Source organism: Vreelandella sp. L-25 (assembly GCF_056857535.1).
In genome coordinates this window covers 61,773-86,112 of the sequence record NZ_JBSXNH010000084.1, presented here as the reverse complement: position 1 = coordinate 86,112, position 24,340 = coordinate 61,773, and the positions used below count along the sequence as shown (strand labels likewise).

Below are 24,340 nucleotides of genomic sequence, written 5' to 3'. Positions count from 1 at the left end.
TGAATCGCAGGCAGTAGGGGCCCTACATGAAAAAGAAGCTGGCATGGTGGTTGTGGTTGCCACTGAGCGCTGTTAGCCCGTTGGCTTTAGCGGTTGGGCTTGGGCAAGCCACCGTGAATTCTCCGCTGCAATCGCCGCTAGATGCCACCGTGCCGCTGGTCGATGCCGCCGGTGTGGCGCTAGACGATGTACGCGTGGAAATTGCAAATGAAGCTGCCTTTAACGCGCTGGGCTTAGAGTGGACGCCGCTGGTCGCCAGCGTGCGCGCTGAATTACAGCGTATGCCCGGAGGCCCACAGTTGGTGCTGCGTTCTGAGCAAGCGGTGAACGAGCCATGGTTGGATCTCTTGGTCACCATCACTACGCCTGAAGGGCGGCGTACGGAAGCGATTATGCTGCTGTTTGACCCGCCCAATATGGTGAATGCACGCAGTCCATCGCATGAGCAGCAGAAAATTGCTCTACCCAATCGCCAGTCTGCCGCTTCTGCAGCCCCAGGCGTGCCAAGCGGCGGTAGCACTTCCACAGCAAATAACACCGCTTATGTGGCAAGTGGCGATACGCTGTGGAGTGTGGCCGACCGGATTAAGTCCGATAATGCTAGCGTACAGCAGATGATAGTGGCGCTGGTGGATGCAAATCCGAGCGTTTTTCCCTCTGGCAATATCAATAGCCTGCGCGCTGGCCAAACGTTGACGGTGCCGAGCCGGGAACAGGTGATGGCGCGCTCACCCGGTGAGGCGGCGCGTGCGGTACAAGCAATGCGGCGGACAAGTCAATCGCCGCCTGCCGAAGCGGCGGCAGAAATCCCGCAGGAAGAGCTGGATCAGGCCGCCGGTGATAGCGCTTCTGTCGCGGAGTCAGCGGCAGAGCCACTTGACGCTGAGCAGGCGCAAAATCCTGAAAGTGCGCTGGCTGGCCTTACTTTAGATGACGTCATAGAGCAGCTGGCCGAAAGCCAAGCCATGCTCCAACAAGTGCTTGAAGAGCGAGCCCAGCTGCGTATAGAGCTGGCTGAGCTACGCCGGGAGGTTGCTGCGTTAACCGAGGCGCTGAATGCCTCTCAGCAGGAGAGCCGCGCGGCTAATGCCGTCGCAACGGGGCTTTCGGTAGGCGCAGGGCGTGAGCAAGGCCAGGGCGCTTCACCTGAACCTACTGCCAATCAGGGCAGTGTGTTAGCGCCGCTAGCTGAGTATCGGTGGCCGCTAGCCAGTGCTGCCCTCGTGCTGTTGTTGGCAGGGTTAGTCTGGTCGCGTAAGCGCCGAGAGCGTCAGTGGGAAGATGCACCGGTAACCGAACGTTCCGTAACGCCTCCGCCGGCGTCTGCTGCGACAGCCTCAGGGCGCACGGAGCCGCATGTCGCGGAGCCTGCCCATGCTGCCCCTTTTGAATCACAGGCTGCTGAGCCAGAGCTGGAGACCGCAGCGTTTGATGAAGCGCCGGTAATGAAGCCCGGCATGGCTGCGCCAAATGAGGAGCCGCCAACGGTTAGTGACAGCGAAGCACCAAAAGAGTGGGAAGCGGACGACGATGACGTGTTTACACGCAGCCAAGCATCGGGATTAGCGGCACAGCGTCAGCAGCATAAACCGGATAGCCAAGATCAGGTATCGCTAGCGCCTTCGACGGCGAAACAGGAAGCCAGTGCGCTCGATGATTTATCCCATGCCGATGAGCAGGAAAGCCCGAAGGAGGGCGTGGAGGACGAGGTGTCGCCGCCTGATGAGGATCAGCGCTCTCAGCCCCTGGATTACTACATTGACTATAACCCCCCATCGCTAAAACAAGAGGAAACGGGTGAGGAGGGTGCGTATAACGATGGGCTGAACAGTGGCACGACGACCCCGTCTAAGAGCGCGAATCACACGCGGCGAGTGCCTGAAGAGGAGTGGGAAATCGAAGAGGTGGCATTCGAGCTGCGACGTCGGGATAATAGCTAACCTTCAAAATCCTCTAAATGACGTGGCTCGATGACGCTGTTCTACCACTTTGATGAGACACAACCGCTGGCTGGCCGTTTGGCGATGGGCGTTGAGTACGATGGCTCACGCTTTTGCGGCTTCCAGCGTTTAAAGCATGCGGCCTCTGTCCAGCAGGCCATCGAGGATGCGTTAGCCAAGGTGGCTGGCGCGCCGGTACGTATCCATGCCAGTGGGCGCACAGATTCAGGTGTACACGCCACGCGCCAAGTGATTCACTTCGACCCGCCGGTACAGCGCACCGAAAAGGCCTGGATCTTTGGCGCGAATACCAATCTACCCAGAGACGTGGCGGTGCGTTGGGTGAAGCCGGTGTCCGACGATTTTCACTCCCGCCTGGGGGCGCTGGGGCGCCGCTATCGCTATATTTTCTTGAACCAAATTAGCCGCCCGGTGTTAGAGCGCGCTAACGTGACCTGGTGCCGTGACCCACTGGATGCCGATGCCATGCACCGTGCTGCCCAGGCGTTGGTTGGCGAGCATGACTTCAGTAGTTTTCGCGCCGCCGGTTGTCAGTCGAAAACCCCCTGGCGGCAAATGCACTTTGTGGAAGTGAAGCGTCACGGCCCGCTGGTGGTCATCGATATTCAAGGCAACGCCTTTTTGCACCACATGATTCGCAATATTGCAGGAGCCTTGGCAAGCGTTGGGCGCGGCGTGCAGGACGAAGGGCATATTGAGCGCCTGCTGGCGCTGAAAAACCGCCGTAAAGGGGATGTGACGGCGCCTGCCTGCGGCTTGCATTTTGTCGACTCCATCTACGATGAGCGTTTCGAGTTACCCAAAGAGCCGCTAGGCCCGAATCTACTCGCCTTTACTGGGGAGTGGACCGGAGAGCGCGTATTGCCGGAAAGCCCTCGGGTGGCCGCAAGGCGGCGGCTGACGTTCTCCAAGCAAGCGAAACCCGAGCAGCAGGAGACTTCCTCATGAGCCAGCTGATGACACGCACGCGTATCAAGTTTTGTGGGCTCACTCGCCCGGAAGATATCGCCAAAGCGGTGGCATTGGGTGTCGATGCGCTAGGTTTTGTGATGTGGCCGAAAAGTAGCCGCAGCATTACCCCTGAGGCCCTGCGGGTACTTGCCGCACAGGTGCCTGCGTTTGTGACCCGCGTGGGGCTATTTGTGAACCAGCCTGCCGAGCTGATTGAGCAGTGTCTGCCGCATTTAGATCTTATTCAGTTCCACGGCGATGAGTCGGCGGCGTTTTGCCAACAGTTTGGGCGACCCTGGATTAAAGCGCTGCGCATGCGCGATGACATCGACCTGCACGAGGCGGCAAAAGAGTACGCGGCGGCGCAAGCGCTGCTGTTAGATGCCTACCGCCCGGGCGTGCCGGGTGGAACTGGCGAGACTTTTGATTGGTCTAGAATCCCCTCAACCTTGGAAAAACCTGTTATCCTCGCGGGTGGGCTAACAGCCAATAATATTGCCGCCGCGGTGACTCAGGTAGCGCCGTATGCGGTTGATGTTTCAGGCGGTATTGAGGCATCCCCCGGTGTTAAAGAGGCCGAGTTAATGGCCGCTTTTGTTCGTCATGTGGCGCAGGCCAATACGCATTAAGCGTTACCACCTGCGTGCACTCAGAATTACGATGCGTGGCTCACCGCGAACGTGGGCGCGCTAGACGTTTGTTCATTCATTTTTGCCTTTTCTGGCGATCTTGTGAGGTATGCCTGTGACTGTCTCAGCAACTGAAACCAAGTTCAGCGACCTGACCCGAATGCCGGATGCCCGTGGTCATTTTGGCCCCTACGGCGGCCGGTTTGTGTCAGAAACCTTAAGCTTTGCCCTGGAAGAGTTGGAGCAGATTTATCTGAGTTTGCGTGATGATCCGGATTTTCAGGCCGAGTTTGATCGTGACTTGGCTCACTACGTGGGCCGTCCATCTCCGCTTTATCATGCAAAGCGCTGGTCGGAGTCGTTAGGCGGCGCGCAAATCTGGCTGAAGCGGGAAGACCTCAACCACACGGGCGCTCATAAGGTTAATAACACCATTGGTCAGGCGCTGTTGGCGAAAAAGACCGGCAAGCCGCGCGTGATTGCTGAAACCGGTGCTGGCCAGCACGGCGTTGCCACGGCCACCGTAGCCGCCCGCTTGGGCCTTGAGTGCGATGTCTATATGGGGGCTGCCGATGTGCAGCGCCAGAAGCTCAACGTTTACCGCATGCGTCTGTTGGGTGCCCGTGTCATCCCGGTGGAGTCTGGCACCCGTACACTTAAAGACGCCATGAACGAAGCCCTGCGCGATTGGGTAACGAACGTGGATAATACCTTCTATATCATCGGTACCGTGGCGGGCCCGCACCCATATCCGCAGCTGGTGCGTGATTTCAATGCCGTGGTGGGCCGCGAAGCCCGTCGCCAGTCACTAGAGCAAATCGGCCGTTTACCCGATGCGCTGGTCGCCTGCGTGGGCGGTGGCTCCAACGCGCTGGGTCTCTTCTATCCGTTTGTAGAGGATGATGCAGTGGCCATGTACGGCGTAGAAGCCGGTGGCGACGGGGTAGAGACAGGCCGTCACGCCGCACCGCTCTCATCTAACGCGCCGCGTGGCGTGCTGCACGGCAACCGAACTTACCTGATGTCGGATGAGGCGGGGCAGGTGTCGGATACGCACTCGATTTCTGCAGGCCTGGATTACCCCGGCGTTGGCCCCGAACACGCGCTGTGGAAAGACGTGGGCCGGGTTAACTATGTAGCCGCGAACGATAAAGAGGTGCTGGAAGCCTTCCGTGAGCTGACCCACATGGAGGGCATTATGCCCGCCTTGGAGTCTGCCCATGCGTTGGCCCATGCCAAGGTGCTGGCTCCTACCATGCGCCCGGATCAGCATATTGTGGTGAACCTCTCGGGTCGTGGTGATAAAGACATCATGACCGTTGCGAAAATCGACGGCATCGAGTTTTAAGGGCTAGCATGAATCGTATTGACCAGCGTTTTTCAGAGTTAAAGCAGCAGGGGCGTAAAGCCCTGATCCCTTACATCACCGCAGGCGACCCGGCACCGCAGTATACCGTTGGCTTTATGCATGCCTTGGTAGACGCGGGCGCTGATGTGATTGAGCTTGGCGTGCCGTTTTCAGATCCCATGGCCGATGGCCCGGTGATCCAGAAAGCCTGTGAGCGGGCGCTGAAGCAGGGCACTCGCTTGGTGGACCTGCTGGAAATGGTGGCCGAGTTTCGCCAAACCGACACCACGACGCCCATCGTCTTGATGGGCTATCTCAACCCTATCGAGCGCATCGGCTACGAGGTGTTTGCCGATAAAGCCGCGAGTGTTGGGGTGGATGGTGTGCTGGTAGTTGATATGCCACCAGAAGAAGCCGATGAGTTCGGCCCGCTGCTGAAGGCACGTGGCTTGGCAGCGATTTTCCTCGTTGCGCCTACCACTTCCCATGCCCGTGCCGCTACAATATGCGCCCACGGTGAGGGCTACCTTTACTATGTTTCGCTAAAAGGTGTCACCGGTGCGGCAACGCTGAACGCTGAAGACGTTGCCGAGCACCTTGCGCCACTGCGTGATATGACCGATTTACCGCTTTGCGTTGGTTTTGGTATTCGCGATGGTGTGACGGCTGCCGAAGTGGCAAAAGTTGCCGACGGCGTGATTGTGGGCAGTGCACTGGTTAACCGTATTGCCGATAGCGTCGATGCGCCTGAAACGATCGCCGGGCAGTTAAAAAGCGTGCTGGCAGAAATGCGCACCGCGATGGACGCCTAAGCGCGTTCCCTCATCGTCTACACTGAATTGATTGACGACACTCATCAGGCTTGGCGCTGCCAAGCCTTGACGTACACGGAAGCCTTTTTGATATGAGCTGGTTAGACAAGATCGTGCCCTCCATGGGGCGTATCCAGCGTAAAGACCGTCGTGCCAGCGTGCCCGATGGTCTCTGGCGTAAATGTCCCAAGTGTGAAGCCGTTCTCTACCTGCCTGAATTAGAGAAACATCACAGCGTATGCCCCAAGTGTGAGCATCATTTACGCTTAACGGCGCGCAAACGCTTGGACTGGTTCCTGGATAAACAGGGGCGCGAAGAGATCGCGGCAGAGATTGAGCCGAATGATCGCCTCAAATTCCGCGACTCCAAGAAGTACAAAGACCGCCTGACCGCAGCGCAAAAAGAGACTGGCGAGAAAGACGCGCTGGTGGCGATGCGCGGCGAGCTGGATGGCCTGCCGATCGTTGCTGTGGCGTTTGAGTTCACCTTTATGGGTGGTTCTATGGGCGCTGTGGTGGGTGAGAAATTTGTACGTGCCGCCACCATCGCTCTGGAAGAGGGCATTCCGTTGGTCTGCTTTGCTGCCTCGGGTGGTGCGCGTATGCAGGAAGCGCTGTTCTCGCTGATGCAGATGGCGAAAACCTCAGCGGCCCTTGAGAAACTCAAGCAGGCGGGCGTGCCCTATATTTCGGTGCTGACTGACCCCGTGTTTGGTGGTGTTTCGGCTTCCTTGGCGATGTTGGGCGACCTAAATATTGCCGAGCCCAACGCGCTAATTGGTTTTGCTGGCCCCCGTGTTATTGAGCAAACCGTGCGTGAAACGCTGCCGGAAGGTTTCCAGCGCAGTGAGTTCCTGCTAGAGCACGGCACGGTGGACATGATTGTTCACCGCCACGATATGCGTGCCCGCGTGGGTGGCGTGCTGCGTAAGCTGACACATCAAAGTGCTAACCCTGCTGAAGGTGATCTGCCCGAAGCTGAGGTGGTTGAGCCGGTGGCCAATGAAGAGCAGCTAGCGGAAGCGGCAGAGACATCTGCTCAAGCCGATTCTCGTCACGCGACGAGCGATGACGCTTCACGCAATGCCTAACACCTTAGCCGAGTGGCTTCACCACCTTGAAACCCTGCATCCCGTAGGGATCGATATGGGGCTGGAGCGTGTTTCTCTGGTGGCCAAGCGTATGGGGTTGCTAGAGCGCCCCATCGCGAAACAGGTCATCACGGTAGCAGGTACCAATGGCAAGGGGTCTACCCTTGCCATGATAGATGCTGTCGCCCGCGCTCATGGGTTGCGGGCGGGTACTTATACCTCTCCGCACCTGCTGCGTTACAACGAACGCGTGACGGTGGATGGCCGGGAAGCCAGCGACCAGCGTTTGGTGGAAGGCTTTCAGCAAGTAGAAAACGCCCGCTTACAAGAGCCTTCAATTAGCCTCACGTATTTCGAAGCTGGCACGCTGTGTGCGCTGTGGTGCTTGGCTAATGCCACATTGGATATTGCGATTCTGGAAGTGGGGCTGGGCGGCCGTTTAGACGCGGTGAATATTATTGACGCGGATGTGGCTATCGTGACCACGATTGCGCTTGATCACGCGAATTTTCTAGGCAACGATCTTGAACAGATCGGGCGAGAAAAGGCGGGTATTTTTCGCCCGCTAAAACCCGCTGTGCTAGGTAGCCAGTCGCTTCCGCCAAGCGTGTTGGAATCAGCAATAGCGATAGCGGCCCATAGCTACGCACTAGGCACCGCCTTCAGTCATAGCGCTGGTGAGACGGTAGGCAACCCCTGGTGCTGGCATGGCCTTACTGCCGATGGCAGTACACTTTCGCTGGATGGTTTACCAGACCCTGGATTGCCAATTGATAATGCCGCCACGGCGCTTCAAGCGCTGGCCTTAGCGGGTGTCACTTTGCAGTTAAACACGGTGCGCAAAGCGCTGCGTACGGTAACGCTCTCCGGACGAATGCAGTGGGTAGGGCCGTGGTGTTTGGACGTAGGGCATAACCCTCATGCGGCACACTACGTGGCCCGCCGTTTGCCAGCACCACCCAAAGGGGGTCGTCAGTGGGCGTTGATTGGTATGCTTAACGACAAAGATGCCGACGGTGTGATTCAGGCGCTTTTGCCAAGTATCACGGACTGGGTGTGCGTTACCCTTGAAGGTGAGCGTGGCCGTTCTGCAGACGAGTTAGCCAAACGTATTACGTCGCTGGGCGGACACGTGTATTATTGCGCCGACTCCCCCGCAGCGGGGGCTGCCAAGCTTGCCAAGCAGCTAGCCCCAGAGGACCGCGTGCTGGCCACCGGCTCATTCTTCACGGTAGCTGAGTTACTGGCCATGCCACTGCCGCAAGCAGCGCCGCGGGCACGCTAAGCTTGATGGAGAGGGATATGAAATACGGTAAAACGGAACGCATTAGTGGCATCGTGATACTGCTGGCGCTACTGGCCATCGTTGTCCCTTGGTTGATGAGCGACCCCGCACCTCGGGAAGAGCGCCCTCAGCCCACCTTTGTAATCGAACAGCCTGTGGATGTGGAGCGTCAAGATGTGCCCGTGCCTGACATGCCTGACACCATTGATACACCTGCACCGTCGTCACCTGTCCTTACCGATGAAGCGCTGGATGAGCCGATAGAGGAAATACCTCGAGCGCCACAAACAGATCAAGTAGCGAGCTCTAGTTCTGATGAAGGTTCATCGTCGCAAACCGCTGCTGCCGAGCCTAGCCAACAAGCGCCTTCGCAGCCCAGCCGTGAACCGGATTCTCCGCCGCAAGAAGACCCCATTGCCGCGCTGGTCGCAGCGAATGAGAGCCGTAATAGCAGTGCCTCCGTAGCACCCTCTGCTCAGCAGCAGGGTGAGTGGGCAGTCCAGGTGGGCAGCTTTGGTGATACCGCCAACGCCCAGCGTATTAGCGACCAGCTAAGCGGTGAAGGTTTTAGCGTGTTTCAGCGCGCCCGTGATAACAATCTGACTACTGTATTAGTAGGCCCTTACGCCACGTCTGAGGATGGTGAGGCAGCGATGGCGCTTATCAAACAGCGTATTAATGTGCAGGGTCTGCTTGTTCGAGTAAGAGATTAACGATGGCATTGACCTGGATTGATGCGCTGTTTTTAGCCGTTCTTGGGCTTTCGATGCTGGCGGGCTTTGTGCGCGGTTTCGTGCGCGAGTCGCTTGGCTTAGCTGCTTGGGTCGTTGCGTTAATGGTCGCACGTGTTTTGGCGGAGCCCGTTGCAGAGTTAATGAGCGGCTTTATTGAGAGCTTTGATGCACGCTTAGTGCTGGCATTTGCTCTGGTGATTTTTGCCGTCATTCTGTTATGTGGCATTGTTATTCGCGTGGTGCATGCGGCCGTTGAATGGGTTGGCATGGGGTTGTTGAATCGATTTGCAGGTGCTGCCTTTGGGATAGCCCGCGGGGCGGTGATTCTGCTAGTGGCTACGGTGTTGATTACCCTAACGCCGCTGGCTGAGCTCCAGGCTTGGCAGCAAGCATCGTTACGGTCAACCTTTATTGAGCTTCGCGATTGGGCGGTCAGCCAGCTAGACCAATGGGAGCGGGAGCTGCCGACACCGCCTGAGTCGCTGCGCGATATTTCGCTACCTGAACTGCGTCGCCCACAGCCGACGCTACCCTCCAGCAGCGCCCCTGAGGTTGAGTAACGGGAACTGCCAGAAAATTCTCCGCTGGTGCTGCTTCCAGCGCCAGTGCTTGTCAGTTTGATGAACGTACGGGCTTGCGTCAGTAAGCCATGGTATTAAAGCGAGGTAACTGGAATGTGCGGTATAGTGGGCCTTCTGGCCAAGCAGGCAGTAAATCAGGGAATCTACGATGCCCTGACCGTACTTCAGCATCGGGGCCAAGACGCTGCCGGAATGATGACTTGGAACGAGGGGCGCTTCCTACTGCGCAAGAGTAACGGCTTAGTTCGTGACGTCTTCCATACTCGCCACATGGCACGCCTGAAAGGCAACCTGGGCATTGGTCATGTTCGCTATCCGACAGCTGGCTCCTCCAGTGAGGCAGAATCACAGCCTTTCTACGTTAACTCTCCTTACGGCATTGCGCTGGCCCACAACGGTAACCTGACCAACTCAGAGCAGTTGAAGCAGGAGCTGTTCTCCACTGATCTTCGCCATATCAATACCAGCTCTGACTCGGAAGTGCTGCTGAATGTGTTCGCCCATGAATTGGGCAAGCAGGGGCTGCATCTAGAAGCTGAGGATATTTTCGATGCGGTTCGTAGAGTGCACCGGCGCTGCAAAGGCGGCTACGCGGCGGTCGCGATTATTAATGGGTTTGGTATGGTGGCGTTCCGTGACCCCCACGGCATTCGTCCGGTGGTGTTTGGTACCCGTCAGGATGCTGATGGCCAAGAGGTGATGATTGCCTCTGAGTCGGTGGCCCTGGACGTGGGTGGCTTCGAGCTGGAACGCGACCTTGGCCCCGGCGAAGCGATTTTTGTTGATATGCAGGGGCAAGTACACACCCAGGTATGTGCAGATCGCCCACAGCTACGCTCGTGCATTTTTGAGCATGTTTATCTGGCGCGTCCTGACTCTATCCTGGACGGTGCTTACGTTTACGGCACGCGGATGCAGATGGGTCGTAAGCTGGGTGATCGCATCTTGAGCGAGTGGCCGGATCACGATATCGATGTGGTTATTCCAATTCCCGATACCTCGCGTACTTCCGCTCTAGAGATGGCTCAGCATCTCGGCGTGACCTACCGCGAAGGCTTTATGAAGAACCGCTACATTGGCCGTACCTTTATTATGCCGGGTCAAACCCAGCGTAAAAAATCGGTACGCCAAAAGCTGAACGCCATTGATGTGGAGTTCAAAGGCAAGAATGTACTGCTAGTGGATGACTCCATCGTACGAGGTACCACCTGCAAACAGATTATTCAGATGGCGCGAGATGCTGGTGCGCGTAAGGTTTACTTTGCCTCTGCCGCGCCGCCCGTTCGCTACCCCAACGTTTATGGGATTGATATGCCTGCGGCGTCTGAGCTGATCGCCCATGGTCGTACTGAAGAGGAAGTTGGGCAGCTGATCGGTGCCGACCGCATCTTCTATCAGGATCTGGAAGATCTAAAAGACGCCTGCCGCGAAGTAAATCCTGACATGGAAGCCTTCGACTGTTCAGTATTTGACGGTAACTACGTCACTGGCGACATTGACGATGCGTATTTGGCCGTCTTGGAAGCCAGCCGTAACGATGCAGTAAAAGATCAGAGCGCGGGTGACCACGCGCTGGTCGATATGCATAATCAAGACGACGATCTGGACGATTAAGTGTCACGCTACCTGCGGTGCCCAAGTGGCCCGCAGGAGAAATGTGTATGTGGTGCAATAATTAGCATTTTGAAATCGCGTTTGGAATAAGGGGCTCTGCCATGCACGAAGATAGCCATCAGGATGAGTGGTCGCTTGAGACGCTTGCTATTCGCGCGGGCCACCACCGCACGTTTGAGCAGGAGCACTCGGAACCCATTTTTCCCACATCAAGCTTTGTGTACGAGAGTGCTGCCGAGGCGGCACGCAAGTTTGGTGGTAAAGAGCCAGGCAATGTTTACTCGCGCTTTACGAACCCTACCGTACATACTTTCGAGCGCCGTCTAGCGGCGCTTGAAGGTGGTGAACGCTGCGTGGCGACTAGCTCTGGCATGTCAGCCATTCTCTCAACGGCGCTGGCACTGCTTTCAGCAGGCGATGAGATTGTGGCGTCTCGTTCGCTATTTGGCTCCACGGTCAGCCTGTTTGATAAGTATCTGGGCAAGTTCGGTATCACAACGCGCTATGTGGAGCTTTCCAACTTGGCCGCGTGGGAAGAGGCGATCAGCCCTAAGACTAAGCTGCTGTTTGCTGAAACGCCTTCAAACCCGCTTTCCGAAGTGGCGGATATCCCTGCGCTGGCGGCGCTCGCCAAGCGTAGCGGTGCACTGCTCGCCATTGATAACTGCTTTTTGACCCCCGCACTGCAAAAGCCTATCGCGCTAGGTGCGGACTTGGTCATTCACTCTGCCACGAAATATCTGGATGGTCAGGGACGCGCAGTAGGCGGAGCCGTGGTAGGCAAGCATGACGTGATGGAAGAAGTTTTTGGTGTCGTGCGCACCTGTGGACCTTGCATGAGCCCGTTTAATGCGTGGATTTTCACCAAAGGCTTGGAAACCCTCTCACTGCGTATGAAAGCGCACTGTGAAAACGCACTGGCACTGGCGCTCTGGCTAGATCAGCATCCGGCCGTCAATCGCGTCTACTACAGCGGGCTGGAAGCACATCCTCAACATGTGTTAGCGAAACAGCAGCAGCAGGGCTTTGGTGCGGTGCTCGGTTTTGAGGTGAAAGGTGGGCAAGAGGGCGCTTGGCAGGTCATTGATGCCACGCGGATGCTTTCCATTACCGGGAACTTAGGTGATGTAAAAACCACTATTACTCATCCGGCAACCACCACGCATGGCCGTCTCTCGGACGCACAGAAAGCGGCGGCAGGCATTTCGCCGGGCTTGGTTCGTGTGGCCGTTGGGCTTGAAAGTCAGGAAGATATTCAGCGTGACTTGGCACGAGGCCTAGATGTACTAGCCGCCCAGTAAGGAACATTGGTTCAAGCTAAATAAAAAACCCACCGTGAGGTGGGTTTTTGTCATCTAAGGAGCTAAGCGTTTCTGCGTTGGACAGCAGCGCTTACCTGTCTTAGGAGGCGTTGCGATGCGGCAGGTCAGACTGCGCAATCTGGTCATTGTTGCTGTTTGAGTGACGCGCTTCAGAGCTAGGCTCGATAACGGTGTTTTTAGCAGCATCACCGTTTACACGCGTCAGATCAGCGGGCGTCAGGTTTAAGCTTTCTGTGCTGTGGTTCACAGAAGAGCTGGCCTGAACGATTTCATTGAGCTCAGCAGAGCCTTGTTCGGCTAGAGCCGCTGTAGAGGTCAATGTTAGGGCGATAGCGGAAATAAGGGTCAATTTTTTCATGGGTCATACTCTCTATAGATAGTGGATTCGTTTAAAAGCGTTGTGATGTGTCGTGTCAGAAAGTGCGCTAATAATAAGTGCGCTAAACAAATAGTAAAATTGATTAAAATTGCTGGGTTTGTTCGATTTTTTAAACTTTCGTCTAAGATGCTAGGCTTGGAACATGTCGTGGAGAATTTGTGAAGAAGCATCAGAGTCATTAGCGACATAACCAATGGTTTTTACGAACGATGTATTCTGCTTTTTTCAGCAGAGTTTTTGCCGGTGAAACGGTATGCTCATTACGAAACGAGCGGGCAGACCCTTGCGGGCAGTTTTATATGGGGAATCAAGGATGTTGCGGAACACACGCAGCGGTTGGGGTGTCATTAGTATTCTTTTTCACTGGCTCAGTGCCCTGGCGATCATTGGGTTGTTTATTTTGGGCTGGTGGATGACCGGATTGGGTTATTACGATCCTTGGTATAACCAAGGCCCCTGGGTTCATCGCTCGATAGGTATTTTGTTACTACTGGCGACCGTAGGCCGCTTAATATGGCGTTTTGCTCAGCCCACGCCTGCGGGAGAAGGCAGCCGCTTAGAGCAAGCTGCTGCTCACCTGGGCCATATAGCGCTTTATGTACTATTACTGCTTGTGCTGACCAGTGGCTATTTGATTTCCACAGCGAATGGCCGCGGTATTAGCGTGTTTGGATGGTTTGAGATTCCTGCGGTGCTGTACGATCTGCCGAATCAGGCAAGCCTTGCGGGGGAGGTTCATTGGTATAGCGCGATTGCGCTAATGCTGTTGGCGGGTGGTCATGCCCTGGCAGCGTTAGTACATCACTACCGGTATCGTCATACAACGCTGAGTCGGATGGTAAACCCCCGCTATAGCCGAACCAGCCTCTGATTGCTGGGTGACAATTTTTGAACGCTGTCGGGTAAGGTAGAGGCAATGCCGACAGTGCCCATAAAGGAAAGAAAGGAGATGGAAATAATGATGAAGAAAAGCGTAATGGCAGTAGCCGTAGCGGCAGCGGCGATGGTTCCTTTGAGCCAAGCACAGGCAGCGGACTACCAGATTGATACGGAAGGCCAGCACGCCTTCGTTCAATTCAAAATTAACCACCTGGGCTTCTCCTACATCCTGGGCAGCTTTGAAGAGTTTGACGGCCAGTTCTCTTACGATGCTGACGATCTGGACGCTTCTTCTGTCGAAATGGAAGTTCAAATTGATAGTCTGACCAGTAATCATGCTGAGCGTGACCGTCACATCTTGAGTGGTGACTTCCTGAATGCCAGCGAATTCCCCACGGCGACGTTTACTTCTACCGGTTTTGAATCTACCGGCGACAATGAAGGCGTTGTGACCGGTGAGCTAACGCTGCATGGTCAGACTCAAGTGATCGAAATGCCGGTAACCCTGATGGGCGAAGGTGAAGACCCCTGGGGCAATTACCGTGCAGGTTTTGAAGGCAGCACGATGCTTACCCTCGGCGATTTCGGTATTAACATGAGCGATTTCCCGGAAGTTATGCACGAAGTTGAGCTGTACGTGACGTTTGAAGGTATTCGCCAGTAAGCGATACGGTTTAAAAACGCCGCCACCCTAACGGGTGGTGGCGTTTTTTTGCGTTTAGTATTCCTACATTTATGATGTTAAGGAGTCAGTTTTTGGCAGCTGTCATGCAACAACGCGAGTTGGCGATAACCCTATGGCGGCAAACGTGGCCGATGGCCATTGGTGTGCTGGCGCTATTGGGTTTTCAGCTTGTGGATAGTGCGTTTATCGCACGTTTAGGCACTGCGCCGCTGGCGGCTCAGTCGTTTACCTTTCCTCTGTCGTTTTTGATCATTGGTATACAAGTGGGAATGGGCATTGCCATCGCCGCGCTGATTTCCAGAGCATTAGGAGCAGGAGAGCAGGCGAGGGCCAAGCGGCTCTCAAGTCTAGTGCTGATTGCTGGTGGGGCGGTGATTGCCGTACTGGCAGTGGCGTTATGGCTGCTTCAGGTGCCGCTCTTTCAGCTGTTGGGGGCGGACGAAACGGCGCTGACGTATATTCGTACCTACTGGGGGCCTCAGCTATTTTCTGCCTGGTTAGGGGCGCTGCTTTACTTTATGTATAGCGTTTTTCGTGCTCACGGTGATACACGCATGCCCGGCAAGATGATGGTGCTCAGTAGCCTGATCAACCTAGCGCTCGATCCGCTGTTTATTTTTGGTGTAGGTGGCTGGGAAGGTTGGGGGCTTCCGGGGGCAGCGTGGGCGACTGCCGTGGCGTTTTCCGTTGGGCTGTTGCTAACAGGGGCTAAATTGCGGCGCTGTCAGTGGGCGACAATGGATGATATTGGGCAAGAAGCTGTGCGCTCATGGCGGCCTTTTACAGGCATTGCCGCTCCCGCGATGGTCAGCCAGTTAATGCCGCCGCTGGCGGCAATGCTTGCCATTGCCGCAGTGGCGGGCTTAGGCGACACCCAAGTAGCGGCGTGGGGGTTAGCGAGTCGCCTTGAGACGCTATCGCTGATGGTGATTCTTGCCATGACCATGTCGTTGCCCCCTTGGCTGGGGCGCTGTTATGGCGCGGGGGATTGGGGGCAAATTCAGCAGCTTATGCGCCTAGCATTAAAAGTGGCCGTGATCTGGCAGCTAAGCCTTGGCGTGCTGCTGGCGTTAGCGTCGCCGTGGGTGGCCATGGCCTTGGCGGGCAATCCAGGGGTGCAGAGTGAACTTGCTCTGCTGATTCGCTTTATGCTGCCAAGCTACGCAGCACTTGGAGTGTGCATGCTGGTCGTATCGGCGGGTAATGCGCTGGGGTGGCCGCTTAGGGCAATGCTGCTTTCTAGTGCGCGGCTGTTTATCTGCTACCTGCCCTGTTTATGGCTAGGGGCAGCGCTATTTGGCTGGACGGGCCTCGCTGCTGGTGCAGCTATCGGCAATTTACTGGCCGGGCTAACGGCCTGGGTCTTGCTGAAGCGTATCCTCTCCCGCCCGCATCGGCAGGCGGGAGCGTCAGGCTAGCTTAGCGTTTATAGGGGGCTTCTTGGAACGAGAAGTACGTAAACAGCAGGGCCATGGCTAAGTAGCCCATCACAAATTCCGGCGCGGCGTTAAAAGCGAGTTTGGGCGCATGCATTAAGCCGACAAACGAGAAGCCTGCGGCTATCACAGCAAACGCGGCTGCTCGTCGGAATTGGCGGCGAACGCGCAATTGTACACAACATTTGCCAAGGGGTTGATAATCTTATGGCTTTTCGAAATAGCCAGTTGTTACCAACAAAAACGCCCAGGCGCTTGGCCTGGGCGTGGATAGGGTATGCCGTTGGTTAGTCGTTAACCGAAGCAATGGCTTTGGCGAGGTAGGGCAGATTTTCATGGGAGAAGCCTGCCACGTTCGCGCGGCCAGAGCGCACCATATATATGCCGAACTCGTCGCGCAGACGATCTACCTGTTCGGGCGTGAGGCCGGTGTAAGAGAACATACCGCGCTGCTCGGCAACGCAGGCGTACTTCTCATCGAGACCGTAAGGCTTCAGCGCATCAACGAAGTCACGACGCAGCGTGTTGATCCGGTCACGCATTTCGGTCAGCTCTTCGCGCCACATGGCAGAAAGCTCTGCATCATGCAAAATCTCGCTGACAATCGCACCGCCGTGGGCTGGCGGGTTAGAGTAGTTTTCACGGGCCACAATAGCCACCTGGGAGCGAACGTTCTCCATCTGCTCTGCGTCTTTAGCGACCAGAATTAAGCAGCCTGTGCGCTCACAGTAAATGCCAAAGTTCTTGGAGCAGGAACTGGTGATGATCACTTCATCCAGGTTTTCAGCTAGCAGGCGAACGCCATAGGCGTCTTCATCAAGGCCTTCACCGAAACCTTGGTAAGCGAAGTCGACGAGTGGCAACAAATGGCGCTCTTTCAGTACCGCCAGCACTTCTTGCCACTGCTGTTGAGAAAGATCAAAACCGGTCGGGTTGTGGCAGCAGGCATGCAATACCACTACATCGCCTTCGGGGATCTTTTTCAGCGCGGCCAACATACCATCAAAATCTAAACGGTTGTCGGCATCTACATAGGGGTACTTATGCAGTTCAATGCCTGCAGCGGTGAAAATACCGTGGTGGTTCGGCCAAGTGGGGTCGCTGACCCAAATGCCTTTACCTGGCAGTTGGCTGGCAATAAAGTCGGCTGCCAGACGTAAGGCACCGGTGCCGCCAGGGGACTGGGTAGCGCTGGCGCGGTTGGCTTTTAGCACCGCAGAGTCAGCGCCCAATACCATCGGCAGAACGACATCGCCATAAGCGGGTGCACCGTGGGAGCCAATGTAGGTTTTGGTGGTTTCATTCTTGAGCAGGCGAGCTTCTGCTTCCTTGACGGCGCGCATGACCGGCGTGTTGCCAGCGGCGTCGCGGTATACACCAACACCAAGGTCCACTTTCTGCGGGTTGGTATCTTTTTTGAAAGCTTCGATCAGCCCGAGAATGGCATCTCCAGGGACTCGCTCAATTTGCTCAAACATTTATTCGGCTACCTCGTCGGTTCTGGCGGCAAGAATGAAGTCATTAAGATGCAGGCCGTTTATTTTATGAGACCACCACGTCACCGTGGTTTTGCCCCACTCGGTCACCAATACTGGGTGATGGCCAGCCTGCTCTGCGACATCACCAACACGCTGGCTAAACGCTAGCGCATCAGCAAAATTACGAAACGTAAATTGTCTCGTCAGCTTCATGATGCCATCGTGCTCGATAATCTGCCACTCTGGAAGCGCCTTAAGATGCGCTTGGCATGCGTCATAAGAGAGCGGTATAGCGCTACCGCTGCAGGGTTCGCACTGCGACTGAGCAAGAGATGTCATAGTGTTAGTCTCCAGGGTTGACTTATCTATCAGGGTAGAAGGCAGACACAGTCACGACCAACATCCTTTGCACTATATAACGCTCGATCGGCCCGTTCGATCAGGCTCACCAGTGGCTCTCCGCAACGATATTCAGCCACGCCAATGCTGAGTGTGACGTTACCCTGGCCAATGCCAAAATCGTAGTCTGCAATGGTGTGGCGTAAACGGTCGGCAAGCTTATGGCATTGCTGCAGCGAGGTAAGCGGCAGCACTACCATAAACTCTTCACCTCCTAGCCTTGCCACCATATCTTCACAGCGAAGCAGTGACTGCGTCACATCGGCTAGCTGTGCCAGAACGCTATCACCTTGTAGATGACCCCAGCGGTCGTTGAGCCGTTTGAAGTGGTCGATATCGATCATCATGATCGAAAGCGGCGTACCGTGGCGTGTGCTCAGTGATGTGAGGTGGGTTAATTGCCCCATCAGTTTGCGCCGATTAGGTAGGCCGGTCAGCGGGTCGGTATCGCTTAGTTTGCGCAAGCGAAGCTCTTCCAGCACTTGGTCAGTAATATCCAGCATAATGCCGTTCCAGCGTACCCCCGTCTCCATTGGCTCGGGGTTAGCGCTAACGGCGATCCAGTGCGGTTTTGCTTTAGGAAAGGGCAGCCTGAAACGCGTATTTAGCGGCAGCATCCAGCGCGCGGAGCGCTCAATGGCTGACATCACCTTAGGGTGATTATTACCTGTTAACTGCTCGATTAGTTGGCTTGCATCGGTCGCTAGCTGCTGTCTGTCAACATAAGCAAGCGCCATGCCGCCGCCCTCTAGGTAAGGGAAGTGCATATGGCCGCTATGGGAGCGATAGAATTGAAAAAGCACCCCAGGGATATGTGGAACTAAGGTATCAGCACTTTGAGGAATGGCTGCAGGAGGTACAGGTGCATCATTCACGGGCATGCGTGAATCTCCAATTTTATGCCTGTTGTAATTTTAACCGTGAAGATTAGCGTTAAAATCGCAAACAATATGTAAGCTTTTGCTGACAATTCACCTTTTTTAATATTTTTTGGTAATTAAAAATCTCTCATCTATTCCATTTTTGTTGTTTTGCCGTAAAAATGACAAAGGTTGGGGCGGATTATGCTTTTTATTCTTTTTTGAAATATTAAAAAATAATTTAATTCTATTTGGTGGTCGCTTTGGTTACGCAGAAATTACACACGGGCGCCGTTACGGCAACAGCATCTGAAGCGGCGCCGCGTTCCCAGGGGCGCGTTAGCTTGGTAGGGGCTGGCCCAGGAGACCCTGATTTATTAACGTTAAAGGCTTACAAACGACTTTTGAGTGCGGAAGTCGTGCTGTATGACCGCTTGGTTAGCGATGAAATTTTGGCACTGATACCCGCAGAGACCGCGCGCTACTACGTGGGCAAAGCGCGCTCCTCCCATAGCGTCCCGCAGGAGGATATCAATCAATCGCTGGTAGAGTGGGCTAGGCAAGGAAAGCAGGTGGTACGCCTGAAAGGCGGTGATCCATTTATTTTTGGGCGCGGTGGTGAAGAGCTTGAAACGCTGGTCGCCGCTAATGTGCCCGTTGAGGTAGTGCCTGGCATTACCGCCGCTTCCGGATGTGCAGCTTATGCGGGCATTCCGTTGACGCATCGCGACCATGCGCAGTCGGTGCGGTTTGTGACCGGACATCTTCAGCATGGCGAATTTACCCTAGATTGGCCCACCTTAGCTCAGCCTGGCCAAACGCTGGTGTTTTATATGGGGTTGAGCAATCTCACGTTGATCTGTCAGGAGCTGATTGCTCATGGTTTAAACCCAGCAACACCTCTTGCACTGATTGAGCAAGGCACTACACAACAGCAACGAACCCACATAGGCACACTACAGCATTTGCCGGATGGCTTTTTAGCAGGTGACATTAAGCCACCCACGCTGTTAATAATTGGTAGCGTGGTATCGCTGCACCGGACGCTTTCATGGTTTGAGACTGATAGCGGAACAGCAGTTGGTTTTTCAGAGGGTAAGCATGCGCGTTTAACAGATGGTTGAGCGTTTTGAGAGCCAAGCCGGGTGGCGTTATGTAATTGTCTGTGTATGCTAGTAAAGAACACTTTTAAAAAACGATCATTCACTTATCGTGCTACTTGCCACTAACGCTGCTAACGCCAGTAGCCAAGCAAAAAGAGGGGCGCAGCATGTCAGAAGAAAACCGTTCAGATCAGTACACGCCAGGCCACAAGCCGGATATGAAAACGCTGTTTAAGGATAACCGGGTCAAAGGTATTGCCGGTATTGCAGCCATTGCGGTGATCTGGGCCATTATGGCGCAATCCAATTCAGGCACCCACCAGGAGCGTGTAGAGGCGCTTGAAGGGCAGCTCGCCAGCGTTGAGCAAGAGAATACTGAGCTCAGCCAGCGCCTGTCGGAAGTAGAGCAGGCCGAAACTGATTTGACCGCGATGCGCGATGAAATGGCGTCTTTAGAGCAGCAGCAAGCAGAGGCAACCGCCAGCCTTGAGTCTGCTCAGGGAGATGTCAGCAGCGTACAGTCTCGTCTTGAAGAGTTAGAAAGCCAGCGTGAAACGCTGCAGCAGGAAGTCACTGCTTTGGAAGAGCAGCTTGCTAGCACCGAAAGCGAGTTGCAGTCGCTTCGTGAAGAGCGTGAGCAAGTGGTAAGTGAGCGCGATGAGGCGGAGGCGTCGCTTCAGCAGGTTGAAGAAGCTCGTCAAAGTGCCGAGGACGCTCGTCAGCAGGCAGAGTCTGCTCGTCAGGAAGCTGAAGAGCAGCGTCAGCAAGCTGTTGAAGAGCTAGGCGCCGCTGAAACCAAGCTAAGCGATCTTGAAGCCCAAGTGACGGATGCCAATGAGCGCTTAGCGACGCTTGAAGAGGAAATTGCTGCCCAGGAGAGCGAGCTGCAAACCTTGCAGGATGAGCGCGATAACGTGGTTGAAGAGCGTGACTCGCTGCAATCAGAAGTGGACTCTTTAACTCAGCTGCGCGAAGAAGAGCAGCAAAGCCTAGAGCAGGTTCGCACTGAAATGGACGACCTGATGGTGGCACTGGATATCGGTCGCGATGAAGTGGCTAAGGTCGAGAGCGATATCGAAACCCGTGAAGAGCAGCTAGCACGTTTAGAAGCGCAGTTGAGCGAGTGGCGCGATGAACTCTCTGCGCTGGATGAGCGTTTAAACGTAGAAGATGCTGCCTCTGGTGAGGTGCCCAGCCTAACGGGTGAACAGCAAAACCAACAAGATCAGCAAAATCAGGAAGGCCAGGACCAAGAAGATAGCGCTGGTGATGACAACAATGCAGAGAGCGAAGATGCCCAAGCGGCTGAAGAGAGCCAGCCAAGCAGCAACTAAGCACGGCGCCGTGGCTTCCGGGGGTTGATAACTCCTTTAGCGGATGTGGGGTGGTTTCCCACATCCGCTTTTGTTTGTTGGTTTAGAAATAGACCGCTGAGGAGTATCATTCACGCCATGTTCACGATAAACAAACAACGGGAGTGCCATTGATGGATGGTGTAAAACATATTGTGGCAGTGGCATCCGGCAAAGGTGGCGTTGGTAAATCCACCGTGACCGTCAATTTAGCGCTGGCGTTGTCTGCACAGGGCTATCGTGTAGGCGTTTTGGATGCAGATATTTACGGCCCCAGCCAGGCACAAATGCTGGGTGTAGAAGAGGGTGTGCGTCCTCAGGCGGCGGCAGATAATAAGTTTCTGCCGTTGGAAGCCCACGGTATTCAGGCCATGTCGATGGCGTTTATGGTTAACACGCGGGATGCCATGGTGTGGCGTGGCCCGATGGTGGTGGGTGCGTTTCAACAAATGCTGACCCAAACTCAGTGGGATAACCTGGATTTTCTGCTGATCGATATGCCGCCGGGCACGGGTGACATCCAGCTAACGCTGGCGCAGAAAGTGCCGGTATCTGGTGCTGTGATCGTCACGACACCACAGGACATCGCGCTATTGGATGCCCGTAAAGGCATCGAAATGTTCCGCAAAGTGAACGTGCCAGTGCTGGGCGTGGTGGAGAACATGAGCCTGTACCACTGCGAGAAGTGCGGCCATGAAGCCGCTATTTTTGGCACTGGCGGTGGCGATCGTATTGCAGAGGAGTACGACACTACCGTGTTGGGACGTTTGCCGCTGACCCTGTCGATTCGCGAGCTGGCAGATTCTGGACGCCCAAGCGTGGTTTCCGAGCCAGACAGTGCCGTTAGCCGTACCTTTGCCGAGATTGCCAGCCAAGTAGCGCAGTCCGTCAGTGCTAGCCAAAGCGGCGGCCCTACGATTTCTTTTAGCGAGTGATGAAGTAACCGATGAGCATTAAATCAGACAAGTGGATTCGCCGGATGGCGCAAAGCGATGCCATGATCGAGCCTTTCGAGGCAGAGCAGGTACGCTATGTGAACGACCAGCGGGTGATCTCCTATGGCACTTCCAGCTACGGCTACGATGTACGCTGCGCCGATGAGTTTAAGGTATTTACCAACATTCACTCGGCGATTGTTGACCCTAAAGCCTTCGACGACAAAAGCTTTGTCGATGTGAAGGGCGATGTTTGCATCATTCCGCCAAACTCTTTTGCGCTGGCGCGGACGGTGGAGTATTTCCGCATCCCGCGTAATGTGCTGACCATTTGTCTGGGCAAATCCACCTACGCGCGCTGTGGCATCATCGTCAACGTGACGCCGCTGGAGCCTGAGTGGGAAGGACACGTGACGCTGGAATTCTCCAACACCACCAACCTGCCCGCGAAGATCTATGCCCATGAAGGCGTCGCCCAGATGCTCTTCCTGGAGTCGGATGAGGTGTGTGAAACCTCTTATAAAGATAGGGGTGGTAAGTACATGGGCCAACGTGGCGTGACGTTGCCGCGTACCTAATACGCCTTCTGTGCTACTAAAAAAGCCTTGCCGCATCACTGCGGCAAGGCTTTTTTTAACGGCGGCTCTTCTGAGAAATTAGGCGTCGTCGATCTCTTCATCCAGCTCTTCAGCGGCATCCGCATGGGAGAGGCGCATGCCGTACGGCGGAAGCGGGTGGCCGTCCATGGTGGCACCCTCTGCGTTGTACTGCAGGCGTCCTTCCAGGAACCACTGCACCGCAATCGGGAAGATCAGGTGCTCGCGCGCGTGGACTTTCTCCTTTAGCGTCTCCACCGTGTCATCTGGGTTAACCTGCAGCTCCGCTTGCAGCACAACGGGACCGCCATCGAGCTCTTCAGTGACAAAGTGTACGCTGCAGCCGTGGTGCGAGGCGCCATCAGCTAATGCGCGTGCATGGGTGTTCAAGCCCTGGTAAGCCGGCAGCAGTGAGGGGTGAATATTAAGCATCCGCCCCAAGAAACGCTGTACAAAACGCGGTGTTAGAATGCGCATAAAGCCCGCTAGAACGATAACGTCTGGCTCGTGGCGTTCTATTACCTTGATCAGCGCGCCATCGTAAGCATCGCGGCTATCATATTCACGATGGGGAAGTACTACCGCTTCGATGCCAGCTTCATGGGCACGTTTCAAGCCATAGGCATCGGGCTCGTTGGAGATCACTGCAACGATCTCACCGCCCAAGCGGTCATGCTGCTGAGCATCAATGAGCGCCTGTAGATTACTGCCGCTGCCAGAGATCAGTACCACCACGCGGCGTGCGCCCACAGGATCAGGCGTCATGCCGTTTAGGGTGTCGCTGCTGTAGTCGGTGCTGCTCATGCGTTGTGGCTCGCTTGGGCGTGGTCGAGTACGACCGCCTCGTCCTGGCGATGAATAATCTGACCGATTTGATAAACGGTCTCGCCCTGGGCCTCAAGGTGCGCTTTAGCGTTCGCTGCCTGATCTGCGGGCACCACGATGACCATACCAATACCGCAGTTCAGTACGCGGTGCATTTCGGTTTCGTTGACGTTGCCTTTGGCCTGCAGCCAGTTGAACACTTCAGGGCGCTGCCAGCTGGTGAGATCAATGTGCGCTGCCAGGGTATCTGGTAGAACGCGGGGGATATTTTCCAGCAGGCCGCCGCCAGTAATGTGCGAAAGGGCATGTACGGGGATGTCGGTGCCGCGCATCATGGAGAGCAGTGATTTTACATAGATGCGCGTAGGGGCCATCAAGGCATCGCCTAGTGGCTTGCCGTCAACGGTTTCTTCCAGGGAAGCATTGCTGACTTCAAGAATTTTACGAATCAGCGAGTAGCCATTGGAGTGGGGGCCAGAGGAGGCCAGACCGAGCAGCACATCGCCTTCGGCCACCTTGCTGCCGTCGAGAATCTCTGACTTTTCTACGACGCCAACGCAGAAGCCGGCCAGGTCGTAGTCGCTGCCTTCGTACATGCCGGGCATTTCTGCGGTTTCACCACCTACCAGTGCACAGCCTGCTAGCTCGCAGCCAGCGCCAATACCGGTCACTACGTCGGCAGCAATATCCACATCTAGTTTGCCCGTGGCATAGTAGTCCAGGAAAAGTAGCGGCTCGGCACCCGCCACGATCAAGTCATTCACACACATGGCTACCAGGTCGATGCCGATAGTGTCATGCTTGCCAAGATCCATAGCCAGACGCAGCTTGGTGCCAACACCGTCGGTGCCGGAGACGAGTACCGGCTGTTTATAACCCGCGGGCAGCTCGCACAGCGCGCCAAAACCGCCAAGGCCACCCATCACTTCCGGGCGTGATGTGCGCTTGGCAACGTGCTTGATACGATCAACAAGGGCGTTGCCGGCATCAATATCGACGCCTGCGTCTTTGTAGCTGAGAGAGGGAGTAGCCTGGGAGGGAGAGGTCTCGGTCATGACAGGTCCTGTGAAGCCTATGCAAAGCTG

Annotated in this window: 24 protein-coding genes and 1 pseudogene; 18 read left to right on the top strand and 7 right to left on the bottom strand. The window is 55.5% G+C overall.

Annotation, left to right across the window (positions count from 1 at the left end; translation table 11 throughout):
- Positions 1-26: 26 nt before the first annotated feature.
- The 11 genes from AC13CN_RS14335 (at position 27) to AC13CN_RS14285 (ending at position 12,307) form a co-directional block, all read left to right on the top strand.
- A complete protein-coding gene (locus tag AC13CN_RS14335) occupies positions 27-1,940 on the top strand; it encodes a FimV/HubP family polar landmark protein (protein ID WP_054640832.1) in 1,914 nt (637 codons plus the stop codon).
- A 30-nt stretch (positions 1,941-1,970) separates the two neighbouring features.
- The gene (gene truA, locus AC13CN_RS14330; protein ID WP_062360413.1) at positions 1,971-2,909 is read left to right on the top strand and encodes a tRNA pseudouridine(38-40) synthase TruA; all 939 of its coding nucleotides are present in this window, start codon (positions 1,971-1,973) and stop codon (positions 2,907-2,909) included.
- Positions 2,906-3,541, top strand: coding sequence for a phosphoribosylanthranilate isomerase (locus tag AC13CN_RS14325; RefSeq protein ID WP_054644956.1), 636 nt, complete (start codon positions 2,906-2,908; stop codon positions 3,539-3,541). Before truA ends, AC13CN_RS14325 begins: the two co-directional genes overlap by 4 nt.
- A 109-nt stretch (positions 3,542-3,650) precedes the next feature.
- Entirely contained in the window at positions 3,651-4,889 is a 1,239-nt protein-coding gene (gene trpB / locus AC13CN_RS14320; RefSeq protein WP_054644957.1) for a tryptophan synthase subunit beta, read from the top strand.
- Positions 4,890-4,897: 8 nt separating this feature from the next.
- Positions 4,898-5,701, top strand: a complete 804-nt coding sequence (trpA, locus tag AC13CN_RS14315) for a tryptophan synthase subunit alpha (RefSeq protein ID WP_054640833.1) — start codon at positions 4,898-4,900, stop codon at positions 5,699-5,701.
- Between the two features lie 92 nt (positions 5,702-5,793).
- Complete coding sequence (gene accD / locus AC13CN_RS14310) at positions 5,794-6,792, top strand: acetyl-CoA carboxylase, carboxyltransferase subunit beta (protein WP_044628331.1); 999 nt, start codon at positions 5,794-5,796, stop codon at positions 6,790-6,792.
- On the top strand, positions 6,770-8,077 hold the full coding sequence (gene folC, locus AC13CN_RS14305; protein ID WP_228219147.1) for a bifunctional tetrahydrofolate synthase/dihydrofolate synthase: 1,308 nt from the start codon (positions 6,770-6,772) through the stop codon (positions 8,075-8,077). The genes accD and folC overlap by 23 nt, the downstream gene beginning before the upstream one ends.
- 17 nt (positions 8,078-8,094) lie before the next feature.
- On the top strand, positions 8,095-8,790 hold the full coding sequence (locus AC13CN_RS14300; protein WP_054640834.1) for an SPOR domain-containing protein: 696 nt from the start codon (positions 8,095-8,097) through the stop codon (positions 8,788-8,790).
- 2 nt (positions 8,791-8,792) lie between these two features.
- Positions 8,793-9,371 (top strand): CvpA family protein, encoded by a 579-nt coding sequence (locus AC13CN_RS14295; protein WP_253556846.1) that lies wholly within the window; start codon positions 8,793-8,795, stop codon positions 9,369-9,371.
- 114 nt (positions 9,372-9,485) lie between these two features.
- Positions 9,486-11,006: an amidophosphoribosyltransferase gene (gene purF / locus AC13CN_RS14290; protein ID WP_044628327.1), complete on the top strand. Its 1,521-nt coding sequence runs from the start codon at positions 9,486-9,488 to the stop codon at positions 11,004-11,006.
- A gap of 101 nt (positions 11,007-11,107) precedes the next feature.
- Complete coding sequence (locus AC13CN_RS14285; RefSeq protein ID WP_062360411.1) at positions 11,108-12,307, top strand: O-succinylhomoserine sulfhydrylase; 1,200 nt, start codon at positions 11,108-11,110, stop codon at positions 12,305-12,307.
- Positions 12,308-12,407: 100 nt separating this feature from the next.
- Here AC13CN_RS14285 and AC13CN_RS14280 read toward each other — a convergent pair whose 3' ends face one another.
- Positions 12,408-12,686: a LolA-like protein gene (locus tag AC13CN_RS14280; RefSeq protein ID WP_044628325.1), complete on the bottom strand. Its 279-nt coding sequence runs from the start codon at positions 12,684-12,686 to the stop codon at positions 12,408-12,410.
- Positions 12,687-13,020: 334 nt separating this feature from the next.
- Between AC13CN_RS14280 and AC13CN_RS14275 the strand changes: the two genes are divergently transcribed.
- From AC13CN_RS14275 to AC13CN_RS14265, 3 genes are all read left to right on the top strand, one after another.
- Positions 13,021-13,578 carry a cytochrome b gene (locus AC13CN_RS14275; RefSeq protein ID WP_062360409.1) on the top strand — a complete coding sequence of 186 codons (558 nt, stop codon included), beginning with the start codon at positions 13,021-13,023 and terminating at the stop codon, positions 13,576-13,578.
- Positions 13,579-13,665: 87 nt separating this feature from the next.
- The gene (locus AC13CN_RS14270; protein WP_044628323.1) at positions 13,666-14,250 is read left to right on the top strand and encodes a YceI family protein; all 585 of its coding nucleotides are present in this window, start codon (positions 13,666-13,668) and stop codon (positions 14,248-14,250) included.
- Positions 14,251-14,354: 104 nt separating this feature from the next.
- Positions 14,355-15,689: an MATE family efflux transporter gene (locus AC13CN_RS14265; RefSeq protein WP_044628322.1), complete on the top strand. Its 1,335-nt coding sequence runs from the start codon at positions 14,355-14,357 to the stop codon at positions 15,687-15,689.
- 1 nt (position 15,690) lies between these two features.
- On the opposite strand, the pseudogene AC13CN_RS14260 reads toward AC13CN_RS14265, so the two are convergent.
- From AC13CN_RS14260 to AC13CN_RS14245, 4 genes and pseudogenes are all read right to left on the bottom strand, one after another.
- Positions 15,691-15,873, bottom strand: a pseudogene (locus AC13CN_RS14260) (NCS2 family permease); the annotation flags it as partial.
- 121 nt (positions 15,874-15,994) lie between these two features.
- The gene (locus tag AC13CN_RS14255) at positions 15,995-17,185 is read right to left on the bottom strand and encodes an amino acid aminotransferase (protein WP_054644959.1); all 1,191 of its coding nucleotides are present in this window, start codon (positions 17,183-17,185) and stop codon (positions 15,995-15,997) included.
- Entirely contained in the window at positions 17,186-17,524 is a 339-nt protein-coding gene (locus AC13CN_RS14250; RefSeq protein ID WP_044628320.1) for a 4a-hydroxytetrahydrobiopterin dehydratase, read from the bottom strand. It abuts the gene before it with no gap.
- A 29-nt stretch (positions 17,525-17,553) separates the two neighbouring features.
- A complete protein-coding gene (locus AC13CN_RS14245) occupies positions 17,554-18,465 on the bottom strand; it encodes a GGDEF domain-containing protein (protein ID WP_054644960.1) in 912 nt (303 codons plus the stop codon).
- Positions 18,466-18,707: 242 nt separating this feature from the next.
- Here AC13CN_RS14245 and cobA point away from each other — a divergent pair, with 242 nt between their 5' ends.
- The 4 genes from cobA to dcd all read left to right on the top strand — a co-directional run bounded on the left by cobA (position 18,708) and on the right by dcd (position 22,412).
- Entirely contained in the window at positions 18,708-19,568 is an 861-nt protein-coding gene (gene cobA / locus AC13CN_RS14240) for a uroporphyrinogen-III C-methyltransferase (protein ID WP_083602205.1), read from the top strand.
- A gap of 146 nt (positions 19,569-19,714) precedes the next feature.
- Complete coding sequence (locus tag AC13CN_RS14235) at positions 19,715-20,881, top strand: coiled-coil domain-containing protein (protein WP_044628318.1); 1,167 nt, start codon at positions 19,715-19,717, stop codon at positions 20,879-20,881.
- 152 nt (positions 20,882-21,033) lie between these two features.
- A complete protein-coding gene (apbC, locus tag AC13CN_RS14230) occupies positions 21,034-21,834 on the top strand; it encodes an iron-sulfur cluster carrier protein ApbC (RefSeq protein ID WP_052509914.1) in 801 nt (266 codons plus the stop codon).
- Positions 21,835-21,845: 11 nt separating this feature from the next.
- Positions 21,846-22,412, top strand: coding sequence for a dCTP deaminase (gene dcd / locus AC13CN_RS14225; RefSeq protein WP_044628317.1), 567 nt, complete (start codon positions 21,846-21,848; stop codon positions 22,410-22,412).
- 78 nt (positions 22,413-22,490) lie between these two features.
- Here dcd and purN read toward each other — a convergent pair whose 3' ends face one another.
- Together purN and purM are read right to left on the bottom strand one after the other, a co-directional pair.
- Positions 22,491-23,234 (bottom strand): phosphoribosylglycinamide formyltransferase, encoded by a 744-nt coding sequence (purN, locus tag AC13CN_RS14220; protein WP_044628316.1) that lies wholly within the window; start codon positions 23,232-23,234, stop codon positions 22,491-22,493.
- Positions 23,231-24,310 (bottom strand): phosphoribosylformylglycinamidine cyclo-ligase, encoded by a 1,080-nt coding sequence (purM, locus tag AC13CN_RS14215; protein ID WP_044628315.1) that lies wholly within the window; start codon positions 24,308-24,310, stop codon positions 23,231-23,233. Before purM ends, purN begins: the two co-directional genes overlap by 4 nt.
- Positions 24,311-24,340 lie beyond the last annotated feature (30 nt).